General features: G+C 34.1%; 15 protein-coding genes and 3 pseudogenes. 7 read left to right on the plus strand and 11 right to left on the minus strand.

Annotated features, from left to right (window positions below; translation table 11 throughout):
* Position 1: 1 nt before the first annotated feature.
* Both ACQ9BO_RS05750 and ACQ9BO_RS05755 read left to right on the plus strand, forming a co-directional pair.
* Positions 2–1,330: pseudogene (locus tag ACQ9BO_RS05750) on the plus strand (glycoside hydrolase family 30 protein); the annotation flags it as partial.
* A gap of 111 nt (positions 1,331–1,441) precedes the next feature.
* Positions 1,442–3,673: a glycoside hydrolase family 3 N-terminal domain-containing protein gene (locus ACQ9BO_RS05755; RefSeq protein ID WP_431245076.1), complete on the plus strand. Its 2,232-nt coding sequence runs from the start codon at positions 1,442–1,444 to the stop codon at positions 3,671–3,673.
* A 157-nt stretch (positions 3,674–3,830) separates the two neighbouring features.
* Here ACQ9BO_RS05755 and ACQ9BO_RS05760 read toward each other — a convergent pair whose 3' ends face one another.
* Positions 3,831–4,088 carry a hypothetical protein gene (locus tag ACQ9BO_RS05760; RefSeq protein WP_431243959.1) on the minus strand — a complete coding sequence of 86 codons (258 nt, stop codon included), beginning with the start codon at positions 4,086–4,088 and terminating at the stop codon, positions 3,831–3,833.
* Positions 4,089–4,354: 266 nt separating this feature from the next.
* Between ACQ9BO_RS05760 and ACQ9BO_RS05765 the strand changes: the two genes are divergently transcribed.
* The 3 genes from ACQ9BO_RS05765 (at position 4,355) to ACQ9BO_RS05775 (ending at position 5,484) form a co-directional block, all read left to right on the plus strand.
* Positions 4,355–4,588 (plus strand): hypothetical protein, encoded by a 234-nt coding sequence (locus ACQ9BO_RS05765; RefSeq protein WP_431243960.1) that lies wholly within the window; start codon positions 4,355–4,357, stop codon positions 4,586–4,588.
* Positions 4,589–4,689: 101 nt separating this feature from the next.
* Complete coding sequence (locus ACQ9BO_RS05770) at positions 4,690–5,118, plus strand: NUDIX hydrolase (RefSeq protein ID WP_431243961.1); 429 nt, start codon at positions 4,690–4,692, stop codon at positions 5,116–5,118.
* 30 nt (positions 5,119–5,148) lie between these two features.
* Complete coding sequence (locus ACQ9BO_RS05775; protein WP_431243962.1) at positions 5,149–5,484, plus strand: MmcQ/YjbR family DNA-binding protein; 336 nt, start codon at positions 5,149–5,151, stop codon at positions 5,482–5,484.
* Here the strand turns inward: ACQ9BO_RS05775 and ACQ9BO_RS05780 are convergent.
* The 8 genes and pseudogenes from ACQ9BO_RS05780 to ahcY all read right to left on the minus strand — a co-directional run bounded on the left by ACQ9BO_RS05780 (position 5,474) and on the right by ahcY (position 12,849).
* Entirely contained in the window at positions 5,474–6,082 is a 609-nt protein-coding gene (locus tag ACQ9BO_RS05780; RefSeq protein WP_431243963.1) for an alpha-ketoglutarate-dependent dioxygenase AlkB family protein, read from the minus strand. The two genes, ACQ9BO_RS05775 and ACQ9BO_RS05780, sit on opposite strands and share 11 nt — an antisense overlap.
* Positions 6,069–6,314 carry an Ada metal-binding domain-containing protein gene (locus ACQ9BO_RS05785; RefSeq protein WP_431243964.1) on the minus strand — a complete coding sequence of 82 codons (246 nt, stop codon included), beginning with the start codon at positions 6,312–6,314 and terminating at the stop codon, positions 6,069–6,071. Before ACQ9BO_RS05785 ends, ACQ9BO_RS05780 begins: the two co-directional genes overlap by 14 nt.
* Before the next feature lie 136 nt (positions 6,315–6,450).
* On the minus strand, positions 6,451–7,164 hold the full coding sequence (locus ACQ9BO_RS05790; protein ID WP_431243965.1) for a 2OG-Fe(II) oxygenase: 714 nt from the start codon (positions 7,162–7,164) through the stop codon (positions 6,451–6,453).
* 136 nt (positions 7,165–7,300) lie between these two features.
* On the minus strand, positions 7,301–8,143 hold the full coding sequence (locus ACQ9BO_RS05795; RefSeq protein ID WP_431243966.1) for a bifunctional helix-turn-helix domain-containing protein/methylated-DNA--[protein]-cysteine S-methyltransferase: 843 nt from the start codon (positions 8,141–8,143) through the stop codon (positions 7,301–7,303).
* A 131-nt stretch (positions 8,144–8,274) separates the two neighbouring features.
* On the minus strand, positions 8,275–8,607 hold the full coding sequence (locus tag ACQ9BO_RS05800; protein ID WP_431243967.1) for a DMT family transporter: 333 nt from the start codon (positions 8,605–8,607) through the stop codon (positions 8,275–8,277).
* Positions 8,608–8,658: 51 nt separating this feature from the next.
* Positions 8,659–8,943: a hypothetical protein gene (locus tag ACQ9BO_RS05805; RefSeq protein ID WP_431243968.1), complete on the minus strand. Its 285-nt coding sequence runs from the start codon at positions 8,941–8,943 to the stop codon at positions 8,659–8,661.
* A gap of 72 nt (positions 8,944–9,015) precedes the next feature.
* Positions 9,016–11,292, minus strand: coding sequence for a patatin-like phospholipase family protein (locus ACQ9BO_RS05810; RefSeq protein WP_431243969.1), 2,277 nt, complete (start codon positions 11,290–11,292; stop codon positions 9,016–9,018).
* Positions 11,293–11,530: 238 nt separating this feature from the next.
* Positions 11,531–12,849, minus strand: a pseudogene (gene ahcY / locus ACQ9BO_RS05815) (adenosylhomocysteinase).
* Positions 12,850–13,204: 355 nt separating this feature from the next.
* Here ahcY and ACQ9BO_RS05820 point away from each other — a divergent pair.
* Positions 13,205–13,855 (plus strand): 4'-phosphopantetheinyl transferase family protein, encoded by a 651-nt coding sequence (locus ACQ9BO_RS05820; protein ID WP_431243970.1) that lies wholly within the window; start codon positions 13,205–13,207, stop codon positions 13,853–13,855.
* A 37-nt stretch (positions 13,856–13,892) separates the two neighbouring features.
* On the opposite strand, the gene ACQ9BO_RS05825 is transcribed toward ACQ9BO_RS05820, so the two are convergent.
* Together ACQ9BO_RS05825 and ACQ9BO_RS05830 are read right to left on the minus strand one after the other, a co-directional pair.
* The gene (locus ACQ9BO_RS05825) at positions 13,893–14,291 is read right to left on the minus strand and encodes a group III truncated hemoglobin (RefSeq protein ID WP_431243971.1); all 399 of its coding nucleotides are present in this window, start codon (positions 14,289–14,291) and stop codon (positions 13,893–13,895) included.
* 368 nt (positions 14,292–14,659) lie between these two features.
* Positions 14,660–15,256 (minus strand): Crp/Fnr family transcriptional regulator, encoded by a 597-nt coding sequence (locus tag ACQ9BO_RS05830; protein WP_431243972.1) that lies wholly within the window; start codon positions 15,254–15,256, stop codon positions 14,660–14,662.
* Between the two features lie 93 nt (positions 15,257–15,349).
* Between ACQ9BO_RS05830 and ACQ9BO_RS05835 the strand changes: the two are divergent.
* Positions 15,350–16,077, plus strand: a pseudogene (locus ACQ9BO_RS05835) (geranylgeranylglyceryl/heptaprenylglyceryl phosphate synthase).
* Positions 16,078–16,084: the final 7 nt, after the last annotated feature.

Raw genomic sequence — 16,084 nt, forward strand, 5'->3', positions numbered from 1 at the left:
TATGAAAAACATCAACAAAAAACTTCAAATTTTACTTTTACTGCCTTTGATTGCAGTTCAAATAAAATGCGGAACTTCAAAAAACACAGCGACCAATTCTGGTAAAGCTGAATCTTGGATTACAACGACAGATGAAACATCAAAATTGAAAAAACAGCCAGATTTGGTTTTTAATTCTGATGTCAATTCGAATCAAACAATTACGGTTGACGCTTCGCAAAAATTCCAAACGATTGAAGGTTTCGGATTTTCTTTGACAGGAGGAAGTGCTCAAACCATTTTAAAATTGGATAAAGCGAAAAGAGAAGCATTGCTTCAAGAGCTTTTTTCAAGAAAAAATGATGCGATTGGTATAAGTTATTTAAGAATCAGTATTGGTGCTTCAGATTTGAATGAAGTAGTTTTTTCGTATGATGATATGCCAGAAGGGCAAACCGATTTGAAACTGGAGCATTTTAATCTTGGGCCAGATTTGAAAGATGTCGTTCCGGTTTTAAAAGAGATTTTAGCTATAAATCCGAAAATCAAAATTATGGGCTCGCCGTGGTCGCCACCAGTTTGGATGAAAGACAATGGAAGCTCAAAAGGCGGTAGTTTACAACCGAAATATTATCAAGTTTATGCTGAATATTTTGTGAAATATATTCAGGCAATGAAAGCACAAGGAATTGTAATTGATGCTATAACACCTCAAAACGAGCCTTTGCATCCAGGAAACAATCCGAGTATGTTGATGTTGGCAGAACAGCAAGCAGATTTTATTGGAAATAATTTAGGTCCAACTTTTAAAGCGACCGGAATCAAAACTAAAATTATTGTTTACGATCACAATTGCAATAAGCCAGAATATCCTTTGACGATTTTAAAAGATGCAAAAGCGAATCCTTATGTTGCAGGTTCAGCATTTCATTTATATGAAGGTGATATCAGCGCTTTAACAACAGTTCATGATGCATTTCCAAACAAAGATTTGTATTTCACAGAACAATATACAGGATCAAAAAGCAGTTTTGAAAACGATTTGAAATGGAGTGTAAAAAATGTTGTGATTGGTTCTATGCGCAACTGGAGTAAAAATGCACTTTCATGGGGATTGGCAAATGATGAATATTATAAGCCATTTACGCCAGGCGGATGTTCTACTTGTAAAGGTGCTTTGATGATTGATCAAAATCAAAACATTAAGAGAGAAGTTGGATATTATATTATTGGTCATGCTTCAAAATTTGTTCCTGAAGGTTCAGTAAGAATTGGAAGCAATATTGCAGGAAACTTACATAATGCGGCTTTCAAAACTCCATCAGGACAAATTGTTCTAATTGTAGAAAATGATGGAACAGCGAGCAGAAACATTCAATATCAAATACAATCAAAAACAAATTTCAACTACTTTAAATGCAGGTGCAGTAGCAACTTACGTTTGGTAACCAAAATTAAATTCATGAAAAAAATAACCACATTTGCCTTGTTGATGGCGGCATTTTTTGCGACAGCTCAGCAACAGACAATAGATCAAAAAGTAAATGATCTGTTGAAGAAAATGACAATTGAAGAAAAAATTGGACAGCTGAATCAATACACTGGAGATAATCAGGCAACAGGACCAATTACCATAAACCCGAACAAACAATCTGAAATTAAACAAGGTTTAATTGGTTCGATGTTGAATATCATTGGAACAAAATATACCAGACAATATCAGGAATTAGCAATGCAGTCTCGCCTTAAAATTCCATTGTTATTTGGTCAAGATGTTATTCACGGTTACAAAACAACATTTCCAATTCCGTTGGCAGAAGCGACGAGCTGGGATTTAGCGGCAATTGAATTGGCGACTAGAGTAGCGACGACAGAAGCATCAGCAAGCGGTATTCACTGGACATTTGCTCCAATGGTTGATATTGGCCGTGATCCAAGATGGGGAAGAGTTATGGAAGGCGCAGGAGAAGATACTTATTTAGGTTCTAAAATTGCTTATGCACGCGTAAAAGGTTTTCAAGGAAATAAATTAGGTGATTTGAACTCTGTTATGGCTTGCGTAAAACACTTTGCGGCTTATGGTGCTGGTGTTGGCGGAAGAGATTATAACTCGGTTGATATGAGTGAAAGAATGCTTTTAGAAACCTATTTGCCTCCATTTAAATCAGCTTTAGATGCTGGTGCGACAACTTTTATGAATTCATTTAATGATTTAAACGGAATTCCAGCAACTGGAAATGCACATTTGCGGCGCGATATTTTAAAAGGAAAATGGAATTTTCAAGGTTTTGTAGTTTCGGATTGGGGATCAATTGGAGAAATGGTAGCGCACGGTTATTCAAAAGATCTTAAAGAAGTCGCATATGCCGCAATCACTGCAGGTAGTGACATGGATATGGAAAGTAATGCATATCGCAAGAATTTAGCTGATTTAGTAAAAGAAGGAAGGGTTTCTGTTGATTTGATTGACGATGCGGTAAAACGTATTTTACGCAAGAAATTTGAATTAGGTTTGTTTGATGATCCTTATAAATATTCGGATGATAAAAGAGCAGAAAAAGTTTTAGGAAATCCAGAAAACAGAAAAGTCGCGCTTGAAGTAGCAGAGAAAAGTATTGTTTTATTAAAGAATGACAACCAGACTTTGCCACTTTCTAAAAACCTAAAAACAATTGCTTTTATTGGTCCAATGGTAAAAGAATACAAAGCCAATATGGGATTTTGGTCAGTGGAACTTCCAGATGTAGATTACAACAAATGGGTTGTTTCGCAGTGGGATGGTTTGCAAAATAAAGTTGGGAAAAATACCAAATTGCTTTATGCAAAAGGTTGTGACGTGACTGGCGACAATAAAGACGGTTTTGCTGAAGCAGTAGAAACTGCAAAACAAGCCGATGTTGTTATTTTGAGTATTGGAGAAAGACATGACATGAGTGGTGAAGCAAAAAGCCGAAGCGATCTTCATTTGCCAGGTGTTCAGGAAGATTTAGTAAAAGCGATTCAAGCTACAGGAAAACCGGTTGTAGTTTTAGTAAATGCAGGAAGACCTCTTATTTTTAACTGGACCGCTGACAATGTTCCGGCAATTGTATATACTTGGTGGTTAGGAACTGAGGCAGGAAATGCAATCGCAAATGTTTTGTTTGGAGATTATAATCCGTCAGGGAAATTGCCTATGACATTCCCTAGAGAAATTGGTCAAATTCCAATTTACTATAACCATTTCAGTACAGGAAGACCAGCTAAAAATGAAGATTCTAAAAACTATGTTTCGGCTTATATCGATTTGAAAAACTCGCCAAAATTCCCATTTGGATATGGATTGAGTTATACAAAATTTGATTATTCAGGTTTGAAACTTTCTTCAACAAAAATCAAAAGCAATGAAACTATTAAAGTTTCTTTCCAATTATCAAATGTTGGAAAAGTTGCTGGAGAAGAAGTGGTTCAATTGTATTTGAAAGATAAATTTGGATCTGTAGTTCGTCCAGTTTTAGAATTAAGAGATTTCCAAAAAGTAAAATTGAATGCAGAAGAATCTAAAACAATTGAATTTACAATTGACAAAGAAAAACTTTCTTTCTACAATAATAAATTAGAATGGGTTGCTGAACCTGGAGATTTCGAAGTAATGATTGGAGCTTCATCAGCAGATATAAAATTAAGATCAGATTTTGAACTGCTTGCGAATTAGTAAAACTTGAGCAGAATAAAAAATGGGGCCGTTAAAAAGCCCCATTTTTTTATGTCAAATTATTTAAGAGGTTTCTTGAAGAATGAGAAATTTTTTAAATAAAAAAACCTCACTAAAAGGAAGTGAGGTTAGTATTATAAATTATTAAGTACAGGTATTACTTCAAGACAGTATTTATAAAATCCATAGCGCCTATTCCTTTATATGAAGCATACAACGCTTTGTCAAAAGCCTCACGTTTCGCTTTTTTATCTTTAGCTTCAGTTTCAACAATCATTTCATTGAAAATTTTCTCCTGCTGTTGGCTGTATTTTATTGATTCTTCCAATAAATACGTTTTCGAAACAAATCCGAAGGAAGTCCAGATTTTTGCTCGTATTTTTTTGTTTAGATCTTTTAATGGATTAGTGCTCATAATCTCTCACATTGATTTACTGAATCACACAAATGTAATAATATTCTTTCTTTTTAACTTGAAATAATAACATATTTATTTAAATGTGTTATTATGACGCAATGTACTTATTTTTTTATATTTGATTTTAATTTTAAGTTAAAATTGTGATAGCAACACTTATTTAACAAAGATTAATTTTAGAACCCAGACACTTTGATTAGATTTATTTTCATTAAAATGAAGTAAATTGCAGCTGTTATTCCAAGATCAAAAGTCGTATTTAAATGGCGAAAATGTTAAAAGACATTATAGAAAATAATGAAAATTATCAACCGGGATTGTCGATTGACTGTGTCATTTTTGGCTTTCATGATAACCAGCTTAAAGTTTTATTGATCAAAGTAGACAGAAATCCAAAATGGTCTTTGCCTGGCGGATTTATTCCGATTGATCAAGATATTGATACTGCCGCGGTTACAGTTTTGAACGACAGAACAGGTGTTGACGGAATTTTTTAAGACAATTTGCGGCTTTTGGAAAAGTAAAACGAAACGATCAACATTTTGACAAGCAGGTTTTAGAATATTTAGAAATTGAAGAGTCAAAAGGCAAATGGCTGATGCGCCGTTTTGTGACAATTGGCTATTATGCTTTGGTCGATTTTTTAAAAACGATTCCGAAACCGTCAAGTGAGCGTGAAATTGTAGAATGGATTGATCATAAGGAAGTTCCGGAACTTATTTTAGATCACAAAGAAATTCTAGATAAAGCATTAGACACGTTGCGAATGGAATTAAATTTAATGCCCATAGGTTACAATTTATTGCCAGAGAAATTTACAATGCCTGAACTTCAAAAATTGTATGAAACGATTTTGGATAAGAAATTGGACCGCAGAAACTTTCTACGAAAAATAACTAACATTGGAATCGTAAAAAAACTTGACGAAAAGAAAAGCAATGTAGCGCATAAAGCACCAAACTTATATTCTTTTGATAAAGAAAAATATGATGAAGTCTTAAAAAATGGACTGAATCAAGGCTGGTAAAAGAAGAATTTAATCTTTTAAAATGATGTTATGGTTTCAATTGAAGAATTTAGAAAATTAGCAATGTCATTTCCAGATGCGACCGAAGAACCTCATTTTGAGAAAACCTCATTTCGCATCAACAAGAAAATTTTCGCAACTTTTGATGAAAAAAATAATCGTGCAGTTTTAAAATTAAACGAAATCGATCAATCTGTTTTTTGTGCTTCAAGCGAAATGATTTTTTACCCAATTCCAAACAAATGGGGAAAACAAGGCTGGACTATTGTCGAACTTTCAAAAGTAAGACCAGAAATGTTTGAAGATGCTTTGTCGCTTTCGTATCAAAATGTAGCTTCAAAAAGAAGTGAGATTTCTATCTTATAATAGTTCTAAAAGTTAAGTTTACTCTAGGTTTTTGAGTTGTTTTAGTTGGAGGCAAACGATGCAACCAATGCGTTTGGGTTTCATCTTTCATAACTAATAAACTTCCATGTTCTAAAATTAAAGAAACAACTTCTTTTGATTCTTTATGTTTAAAAGCAAACTTTCTTTCTGCACCAAAACTTACAGAACCAATTGCACCATTTTTCTTTAAATCTTTTTCGGCGTCGCTATGCCAAGCCATTCCTTCTTCGCCGGAATGATATAAATTAAGCAAACAGGAATTGAAAGTTTCTCCTGTTTTTTCTTCGATGAATTTCTTTAATTCCAAAAGTTCTGGAGTCCAGGGAAGTGCTTTTTTTGTTGTATTTGAGTATGTATATTCAAATTCCTCATCGCCGTACCAAGCTACTTTTCGTTTGGTTAAAATTAGTTTCCCAAAGATGATTGCCTCGTCATTTTTCCATTCAATTGTATTTAATAAAAGATCGCGATAGAAGTCGGCTTCAGTTTTGGAAAACAATTTTCCGTAATAATTTACAGTTCCGTCTTTTGGAAGTAAATTGGTGTTTTCGTCTATAGCCGGATTAAATAAGTCCATTTTTCCATTTTTGATATTCGGTTTTCATACAATGTCCACAAGGTCTGAAGCCATTTTGTTTCGCTTCATCTTCAGATAAAAAGAAAACACGATTTTCACGTTTCATTCTTTTTCCCGAAGAACATTTTAACGTTCCGTAGATTTTTAATTTTTGGTTTCCACCAAAGCAAATTTCCGCATTTTTAATTTTATTCCGAAGGTCTGAATCTTGAATTTTGTTGTGCTGAATCATATTTTTGCAAATAGTATTTCTCGCAAAGTCGCAAAAACGCAAAGTTTTTGTCTATAATTTAAGAAGCAAAGGATTTAAAACTTAAAACATAAAGTTGGATTATTTTTTGCGACTTCGCGACTTTGCGAGAAATAAATTAAGAAAGGGCGTCGTGAAAAATAATTCCCAATGTATATCGCTCGCCCGAATGAATTTCGCTTACACCATGTTTCATATTCACACGATAATAACCTTTTGTACCTTTTACAGGTCTGAAATTGGTTGTGAAAATCAGAATATCACCTTTTTTAGGTTTCAAAACAATTGCTTTTGATTGTGCTCTTGGTGTTTGTTGCGTCAATACAAATTCGCCTCCGGTGAAATCTTCATCAGGATCAGAAAGAAATAGCACAATTTGAATGGGGAAATAAACATCACCATACAAATCCTGATGTAAAGTATTGAAGCCGCTTTTGCCATATTTTAAGATTAAAACAGTCGCCTTGAGTTGATTATTCTCGTGACATTGTCTTAATAACTCTTCGTGTTTGTTTGGAAAAACAGTATTGATGTTCAGAGCTTTCATCCAGGAATTTGCAATTGGTGCGAGTTTTGGATAAATCGAAGAACGTATGTTTTGAATCAAATACGGCAACGGATAATTGAAATATTTGTATTCGCCCAATCCAAATCGATAGCGTTCCATGACAACCGTTTTTCGGTATAAATTTGGGTTGTCGTAATCAAATTTTAAATCTTCACATTGTTCGTTATTAAGTACGTTTGGAATTATTGCGAATCCATTTTCGTGCATAGATTCGGTGATGCTTTCCCAATTTTGAGAAGCAATTTTTGATTGTATATTTTGCATAAAATTAAATTAGTGTGTGGTGTGTTTTCATCGTAGAGACGCAATTCATTGCGTCTAACATCATGTATTTCCGCAAAGAATTTTTGTCGACAATTTTGTTTAGATGCAATGAATTGCGTCTCTACCTAAAATCGTTTTAAGGATTTATCTGCGCACCTTCCCAACCAATAATGGCTGTTTTTCGTGTATTTCCCCACATATAACCACCAAAAATTCCAGAAGATTGGATGACACGGTGACACGGAATTAGAAATGCAACAGGATTGCTACCAATCGCTGTACCAACTGCGCGTGAAGCATTTGGTTTTTGAATTTGATGTGCAATATTTCCATAAGTAGAAAGTTGTCCCATCGGAATTTTAAGCAAAGTTTCCCAAACTTTAAGTTGAAAATCGGTGCCTTTTAAGTGAAGTTTAATTTCGGATAATTTGCTCCAGTCATTTTGGAAAATAAATAAGGCATTTTGCTGAGCCAAATCTAGTTTTTTAGAAAATTGAGCATTTGGGAATTTGTGTTTTAAATCTTGAAATCCGATTTCTTCTTCTTCGGCGAAAGCCATAAAACAAACGCCTTTTTGAGTTGATGCGACAATTATATTCCCAAACGGACTTTCGGCAAAACTGTAATTTATTTCCAGATTTTTACCACCATTTTTGTATTCTGCTGGCGTCATTCCTTCGATATTTACGAACAAATCATGAAGTCTGCTTGTTCCCGAAAGTCCTGTTTCGAAAGCCGTTTCAGAGATTGTTGCCTGATTTTCTTTTAACAATTTTTTGGCGTGTTCGATGCTTGTATATTGTAAAAATTTCTTCGGACTTGTTCCTGCCCAGTCGCTAAAAAGCCTCTGAAAGTGAAACGGACTCAAATGCACTTTCTCTGCAACCTCATCAAGATTGGGCTGATCTTTAAAATTTGCTTTGATATAATCGATAGCTTCGGCAATACGATTATAATTAATGGTTTCTTGTGTGTTCATTTTCTTTCCATTTTATAAGGCAAAGATCGATTGGTTTGCGCGGGAATAAAATCCGAAACTTGCGGAAGTAATTTTTGTTTCAGGTTTTAGGTTTCAAGTTATGTTGAAACTTGAAACTTGAAACAAAATAATTAATGCGCCGTAGTTTTAGAAAAAACATTAATTACAACAACTCCAATTATAATTAAGCTCAATCCAATTATTGCTGGTAAATCTGGAATTTCTTTGAAAAATATAGCACCAATTGCGGTAATTAAAACAATCCCAACACCAGACCAAATAGCATAAGCAAAACCAACTGGAATTGTCCTGATAGCGAAACTCAAACAATAAAATGCACCGCAATAACCAATTACGGTAATAATGCTCGGAATAAGTTTTGTGAATTCTTCCGATTTTTTTAATGCTGAAGTAGCGATGATTTCGAAGATTATGGCGATAAATAAAAATAAAAAATTCTTCATGATTGTCGTTTTTACAAAGTTAAGCTTTGTTTAAAACGAAAAGGAATTTATTTATCGAAGATGAATTTCTGTTTCATTATTTTTTACCTCATCAAAACAATCCATACATAGCATTTGAAAATCGGCTTTAGCTTTAAAAACGTCAGTCCATTCTTCACCATTATCAAGAAGCCATTGTTCGCATTCTCGACACCAAGCAATCTGAGGAAGATCTTCTTCGGCTTCTGAATAGTAAAAACCTACTTTTTCTTTAGAATCTATTGCCATTGCAATATGAATACAGCCAAAAGCCATTTCTTTTACACCATGTGTTTCACATAAAACTTTCTCAATCATAATTTTCTTTTCGCCCTTTATTTTTTTGATGGACTCTTGGGTTCCAAACTTACACTTTTAGGATTGATTCTCCTATGGATTAAGCGACAATCCGACACTGAAAAACAATCTTACTTTGTCAATATTATTTATCCATGATGCATCAAAATGAATTGGACCTAAAATGGACTGATAGGAAATGGCTGATCCACCAGAAATTACAAGGCTAGGCTCAAAATTATCATCCCAATTTCCTTTTGGGTTAAAGGCGTGATCTATATAATCGTTAAAAGTACCAAAACCAACGGTTGCGATATTGAAATGAGGTGTCACATAAATTTTTCCGGTAATATTTATTTGAGATCCGAGTTTGAGTCCCATATATTGTGTGGCATTAAGTTCGTCTTCATGCAAACCTGCAAATGAAAACCGATTACTGCCTGAACTTGGTATGATGCCACCGATGAAATATTTTGATGCATAACCAAAATCTGAAAACGGAATATCATTATGTTTGAGTTTGTCTTGAAAAATAAAATAAGAATCGAATCCTACTATTCCTGTAATTTTCTTTTTTAAGAGTGCTCTCTTTTCAAAACTAAATCCAAATTTTGTATAGCCATTTGTTGAGCCAGAGATGCTTGTTATATCTGGGTCAGAATATGAGGAGTTAATATCGGTAAGAAATGATCGAGCTATATTTGATTTTATGATTGTTCCGTTTGTAGCAAAGAAAACTTTATCCATATCATTATAAGAATAATGCATGTTGAATTCGATGTTGTTAAAGTTGTAATTGGTTAATGAAATGGAGTTTGGATTGTATTCTCTATCATATTTTGGTTTTAAATTAGTATAATGATAGTTTAGGCCGAAACCAAAATAACTTTTCAGCGAATTTAGATTTCTGTTTATTTCATTGTTGAATTCGAAAGCGTTATAAAGTATATTGTCTGATGCTTTACCATTAATATAAATTTCCTGCCTCAGCAAGGCTCCATAAGCTTCAGATGCCCACCACCATTCTCTATGTCCTCCAAAATTTTTCTGATAATTGATTCTGCCTTTTGGCTGTTCGGCAATATCGGCAGTGATCAGAAGACGAGATGCATCTGCAAGAACATTCCTGCCAGTATAATTAAAAATGATTCCAACACCTCTGTAAGTGTCATAATGAATTGAGGTGTTGAGCTGATTTTTAGCGCGCTCAAATCCAAATAAATTAATTCCGAGTTTGTTTCCGTCTTTGACAAAATAGCTATAGGTAATCTCATCAAAAAGATTAGTTCCCATGGCTCTGTTTATACCGGCGATTAAATCTTTGGTGGTATATTTTACATGGGTTTTAAGATTGGCTCTTCCAACAACCAATGGCATATTTTCTGGGCTTATTTTTTTATAGACTATGGTGTCAAGCACAAACTCTTTTGGCATATCAGGCAATGCATGAGTTCGTTGCGGAAATGCTTTTAGCTTTTCTGACAAAGCAATTAAAGCGGGAAGATTTTGATTTGTTGCTATTTTGCCGTCTTTGTAGATTTCATCGCTGTCTGCAAAATCAGCAGTTGAGAAACGTAAGTTGGGTAAATGATCGACCAATATTGTACATCGATCACGATTTTCAGGATTCTTTATATTACTTGGAAACATACTGGTTTGCATCAATATGGTCATAACATTGTTGAGTTTGTCTATTGGTTCCAATCCGCCACCAACATCACTTCCAATAATAATATCAGCTCCCATTTTTTGGGCAACATCAGTAGGGAAATTGTTTAAAACTCCTCCATCTACTAATACTGATTTTTCGTAAGGCATTGGCTTGAAAATCGCAGGCAATGACATACTGGCGCGCATAGCATAAGCTAAACTGCCTTTGCTTAAAATAACTTCTTTTCCCTCAACCAAGTCGGTTGCCATAGCTCTGAAAGGTATTGGGAGACTATCAAAATCTCTAACATTATATACGGGAAAGGTTAATTCAGAAAGGTATTCTCTTAGGTTTTGATCATTTAAAAGAGAACCAATACTATTAAGTTTTCCATCTTTAACACCAATTCCCACTACATATCTTTGAAACTCTCGTTTTTCTTCGGCACTTACAGATCGCAGTGATTGTCCTCCGCCAAGAATTTTATCCCACGAAATAGTTTTGGTGATTTTTTCGATACTGTCGCCAGAATATCCCATGGCATACAGGCCACCTATAATGCTTCCCATACTATTTCCAACAATAAGGTCAGGAACAATATGCAAAGAATCGAGTTTTTGCAAAAGCGGAATATGGGCAATTCCTTTTGCTCCACCACCGCTTAATACTAAAACGACTTTAGGTTTTTTTCCTGAGAAAAAAGAATGTGCGGAAGACACATTAAAAATAAGAAGACGAATAAATAAGAAGTTTTTTTCAAGAGTACAGTGTTTATGTATTTGAGAAATAGTAACTTATTTGATTTCTTAAAATTAAGAGATATTCTTTAAAAAGCATATTTTTTATAGAAATCTTTTTTGTTTGTTAAAAACAAAACCCGACAGGTTTTAAAACCTGTCGGGTTTGATATATGATTTTAAAGAAATCTAAAATCTAAACTCAGAAATCTAAAATAGATTAATATCTGTAGTATTCTGGTTTGAATGGACCTTGAACTTCAACACCAATGTAAGTCGCTTGATCTTCTCTTAAAACTTCAAGTTCAACGCCTAATTTAGCTAAGTGTAAAGCGGCAACTTTTTCATCTAAATGTTTTGGTAACATGTAAACTTCATTTTTGTAAGTCGCGCTGTTTTTCCATAATTCGATTTGTGCCAAAGTTTGATTTGTAAATGAGTTACTCATTACAAAACTTGGGTGACCTGTAGCACAACCAAGGTTTACTAAACGGCCTTCAGCCAAGATAATGATATCTTTTCCAGCGATAGTATATTTGTCAACCTGAGGTTTGATTTCGATTTTAGAAGCACCATGGTTTTTGTTTAACCAAGCCATGTCGATTTCGTTATCAAAGTGTCCGATGTTACAAACAACAGTTTTGTCTTTCATTTTTTCGAAATGACTTCCAACCACGATATCTTTATTTCCTGTAGTTGTAATGATGATATCAGCATTAGCAATTACAGTATCTAATTTTTTAACTTCGTAACCGTCCATTGCGGCTTGTAAAGCACAAATTGGATCAATTTCAGTAACTGTTACAATAGAACCAGCACCTCTAAAAGAAGCGAGCAGTTCCTTTTCCTACGTCACCATATCCGCAAACAATTACTCTTTTTCCAGCCAACATTAAGTCAGTTGCACGACGAATAGCGTCTACCGCAGATTCTTTACATCCGTATTTGTTGTCAAATTTAGATTTAGTAACAGAGTCGTTAATGTTGATAGCAGGCATTGGCAACGTTCCAGCTTTTACTCTTTCGTAAAGTCTGTGAACCCCCGTTGTAGTTTCTTCAGAAAGACCTTTAATTCCAGGAACTAATTCTGGGTAACGGTCGATAACCATGTTAGTCAAATCTCCACCATCATCAAGAATCATGTTCAATGGTTTTCTGTCTTCTCCAAAGAATAAAGTTTGCTCAATACACCAGTCAAATTCTTCTTCATTTAAACCTTTCCAAGCATAAACAGAAATTCCAGCAAGCAGCAATTGCAGCAGCGACTTGATCTTGAGTAGAGAAAATGTTACAAGAAGACCAAGTAACCTCAGCACCAAGAGCAATTAAAGTTTCGATCAAAACAGCAGTTTGAATCGTCATGTGCAAACATCCAGCAATACGAGCACCTTTTAATGGTTGTTCGTCTTTGTATTCAGCGCGAAGTGCCATTAAACCTGGCATTTCAGCTTCAGCTAGTTCAATTTCTTTTCTTCCCCAAGCCGCTAGAGAAATGTCTTTTACTTTGTAAGCCACATATGGCGTAGTTGTAGTACTCATTTATATTATATATGTTATATTTGTATAATTACTTCGTCCGTTCGCCTTTCAGGCTCGGGTGTAAATTTTTTGCAAATTTAAGGAATAGCTTTTTATTTTTACTACTTTCTCTAAGATTTGTGAAATCTTTAAATTCTTAATCTTTAGAATGTTAGTTTAGGAATCGTTTTTAAACCATATAAGTGATGTAAGTTCATTTAAAAAGATTCTGAAACTATTACCTTTGCACTGAATTGCTTATATTTACTAATACATTTTTGAGCCAACAGTTATATTTTCTTAAATAACTTATATGGTTTAAAATGTGCCGCCCATAATTTATAATTAACCATTCATAATTTACAATTAAAAAGTAATGCCTTTATTTCAGACCATACAGTTTAACGAAACCACTAAAATCTTAATTTGGGAAATAACCGAATCTTTTGATGAATTGTATAGCCGTGTTACCCTGAAAGAAAAAACGCAACGAAGACTAGACGGAATGAAGTCACAAATGCATCAGCGTGCTTTTTTGAGTGTTCGAATGCTGATTCAAGAAATGGGTTTTACAGATAAAGACCTGCATTATGACGAATTCGGGAAACCCTATTTTGATTGTCATAATTATATCTCAATTACGCATTCTTATCATTTTGCGACTATAATTATAAGCCATGAAACTGTTGGAATTGACATGGAATTGCAACGCGAAAAAATTCAGCGAATTGCAGATAAATTTACAGATTACGAATGCAAGTACTTAGAACCAAAATCTGTAGAAGAATATGTTAAGAAACTTACTGTTGTCTGGGGTGCTAAAGAAGCTATTTTTAAAATCAGAAACGAGAAAGGAATCAGTTTTAAAGATCACATTTGGGTAGAGGATTTTTCTCTAAACAACGCTCAAACAAAGGCAAGTCTTCATTTTGATGACTTGGTTAAAGATTTTAATGTGCATTATCAAGAAGTGAAATCCGATAATTTTGAAGGAACTTTTACTTTGGTTTATGCTTTTGAGAAGTAGTTTTTTAGTCTCAGTTTTCAGTCACAGTCTTAGAAAGTCAAACTTCGCTTTCCTTTTGTCTGTGCTGAAACATGCTCACATACAAAAAAGTGCTCATTTTTCTAGCTCGACGTTTTAGTGTTTCAACATTTTCACCTTCAAAATGTTCGTCTAAAGTCTGCGCCCAATAATTCAGCCAAATTCCGAATTCGTTTGCTGTAATCTTGCCTCCAAAATGTTCATCAACTTGGTTATGAACCGCATGTGGATTTCCTTTATACTTGCGAATCGCAAATAAATTTGTTTCCCAAAAATCAGTCAGTTTTTCGAGATGCGCCTCCCAATCCGAAATCATTTCATTAAAATAAAAGCCGATTTCCTTATCGGCTCTTATTTTAGCATAGAATTGATGTACTAAGAAAGAAACATCAGCTCTGTTTTCTATTTGCTTTTTCATAGAATAAAACTATTCAATAATATAAAAAATACGCTTAATACAGCGCTTGCAATTATAAAGTTAAAAACTGTTTTGTGTTTCATTTGTGCTAAAATTGATGTATTTGCAAAAACACAAGCCAGAACAATGATGCCTAGTTGAATCATTTGAGGAATTGAAGTTCCGTTTGCTAAAACGTACATTGCAGCAGCCGCCTCCTAAACAGCTTTGCCCAATTACTGCCATTGCAAACAGAACCCATGTAATTTCTATTGAAAATGTCGAATGTTGATTGATATAGTGTCATGATATTGTGATTTTATACCAACAAAGGTACGTGCACAATACTGCTTGCGTTTTATGATTAAAATCATAAAACAAAAACTTTTTTATCGATATACTTTTCGGTTAATAATTTTCAATTCGCCCTTTTTTTCCAATGATTTTATGGTTCTAATAACGGTTTCAACGCGCAGTCCAGTCAAATCTCCAATTTGTTGTCTGGTGAAATTGATTAAATATCCGTTGGTTTCTTTCTTAAAATTGAAATAAGCAATTCCGTGATCGATTAATTTCAAAACACGGTGTTCAGGTTCTTGCGTCGAAATCTCAGCGACCATAACTGATTTGTAATACAAACGTTGCGCCAAGTTTTCGATTATTTTAATGCTGATTTTTGGATTCTCTTCCAGCAATTTCATAAAGTTTGATTTTGGAAGAAGAAGAATTTCGCTGTCATCGACCGCAATTGCATTAGCAGGATATTTTTGGTTTAAAAATAAAGGCGGTTCGCCGAAGGATTGGTCCTTGTAGAATATTCCCTGAATAAATTCGCGTCCGTCATCATTGTAGTTGCTCATTTTTATTTCTCCAGAAAGGATCTGATAATAATTTGCAGGGAAAATTCCTTCTTCAAAAATAGTTTCATTTTTGTCGAAAGATTTTTTCAAAGCGCCATATTTTTCTAATAATTCGGGAGCAATCATATCTTTATCACTTTGGTTTTCAAAAACAGCAATACAAATATAATTTATTCAAAATAGTTCTTCACATTAAAAACTTTTACTTTTACGGCCATTATGAGGCATAAAATACTTAATATCCATCAACAAATTTTAGAAGCTAAAAAAAGTGGCCAAAAATTGCTGGCCATTCTTTTAGATCCTGATAAAATTGTTTGGGAAAATTTAGATCATTTATTAGATAAGATAAATCAGTCGCCCGCTACACATATTTTTGTGGGCGGAAGCATTGTTCAGGCAACAATTTTAGAAGATTTAATCGCACAGTTAAAACTAAAAACAAACCTTCCAGTAATTATATTTCCTGGAGATCCGTCGCAAATTTCTCCTCAAGCAGATGCTATTTTATTTCTATCCTTATTATCGGGTAGAAATCCAGATTATTTAATTGAATATCAAGTTCAAGTCGCGCCAATACTAAAAAAACAAATCTAGAAGTTATTTCTACAGGATATATTTTGATTGAAAGCGGCAATGAAACTGCCGTTGCGCGCGTTAGCAAAACGAAACCGCTGAATCGTGAAAACTTTGATTTGGTTTTGGCAACTGCTCAGGCGGGAGAAATGTTAGGAAACAAATTAATGTATTTAGAAGCTGGAAGTGGTGCTAAAAATGCAGTGCCGCTGAAAATGATAGAGTTAATTGCTCAAAATATAGAAATTCCTATAATTGTTGGCGGAGGAATTGTAGATTTGCACGGAATTCAAAATGCATACAAAGCTGGCGCCGATTTAGTAGTTATTGGAACTGCTTTTGAAAACAACAGTCGTTTTTTTGAATCCTAAACCATAC

The organism is Flavobacterium sp. P21, from assembly GCF_050632225.1.
GTDB lineage: Bacteria > Bacteroidota > Bacteroidia > Flavobacteriales > Flavobacteriaceae > Flavobacterium.